The 1323-nt window shown below is 51.2% G+C and carries 1 pseudogene; it reads left to right on the forward strand.

Annotation, left to right across the window (positions count from 1 at the left end):
- Positions 1-1323, forward strand: a pseudogene (locus CWB99_RS24300) (hypothetical protein); the annotation flags it as partial.

Consider the following 1323-nt stretch of genomic DNA (forward strand, 5'->3'; position numbering starts at 1 on the left):
CTGACGGAAGCGCCAGACGAGCTGGATGGATTGCTTGAAGAAGTGGATGACGCCCAATCTGAAGAAGATTTACTGACGGAAACGCCGGACGAGCTGGATGGGTTATTAGAAGAAGAGCCCGAGGCTGAATCCGAAGAAGACTTGCTGGCGGAAGCGCCAGACGAGCTGGATGGACTGCTTGAAGAAGTGGATGACGCCCAACCTGAAGAAGACTTACTGACGGAAACACCGGACGAGCTGGATGGGTTATTAGAAGAAGAGCCTGAGGCTGAATCCGAAGAGGATTTGCTGACGGAAACGCCGGACGAGCTGGATGGGTTATTAGAAGAAGAGCCTGAGGTTGAATCCGAAGAAGACTTGCTAACGGAAGAGCCGGACGGTTTCGATGGTTTGCTTGAAGATGAGCCGGATATAGAAGAGTTTATGTCTGGTTCGGATGCTGTCTCTAAGACGGAATCTGGCCATCTTGATGGGATGCTGGAAGAAGAAGCCGACTTGCAGTCTTTGCATGATAAAGCTGAACCATCAGTCGAGCTTGGGCTCGATGCGCAAGAGTCTGTACAAATAGAATCTGAACTGCCTGAAACCGAGGACGAGTTACTCGACGAATTTGCAGAGCAACTAACTCACCCGTCCGAAGAAGCTCAAATGCCTGAGCCCGCTCAACTACAAAATGTAGATGAGTTACTTGAGGCGCTGGAAGCTGAAGGAGATGAGTTTGACGCGGATCTGGAAGAGGATGTTGAGATAGACCTTGGTGACGACCCCTTAGCGGATGAAGACATAGATCTGTCCGAAGAGGAAGAGCTGACTGAAGTCGATCTCGTTACCCCCAGTGAAGAGTTGAGTAGTTATCCTGAATTACAGATGGATGAATCTGAAGCTGAAGAGATCTCTCTCGATGATGATTCAGAATCGACTATCAGCGAGACAGAAAGGGCACTGGCAGAGAGCCTGGGCCAAGATGATGCGTCCAGTCTGCTAGATGAGCTGGATGATGATGGCTTAGTTGATTTTGGCGGGGATTTTGACGATCTGGATGGTCCCGACTTTGAAATTGAGCTGGATGACGACGCGAGTCTTGACAGTGCAATAGCGGAAGAACCGGCAACTGAGCAAGCTTCAGAAGAAGCGACGTTAAGTGATGAAGCTCTGGCCGATGAAGACTTCCCGGAATTTGACGAAGAAGACGCGCTGAGCGCCATGGATGCCGAGCCTGAGGCAGAAGAGCCTGCAGCGGAACAAGCGCCAGAAGAAGCGACACTAAGCGATGCAGCCCTGGCCGACGAAGACTTCCCGGAATTTGACGAAGCAGACGCGCTG

The organism is Pseudoalteromonas rubra (genome assembly GCF_005887095.1).
GTDB classification, from domain to species: Bacteria; Pseudomonadota; Gammaproteobacteria; order Enterobacterales; family Alteromonadaceae; genus Pseudoalteromonas; species Pseudoalteromonas rubra_E.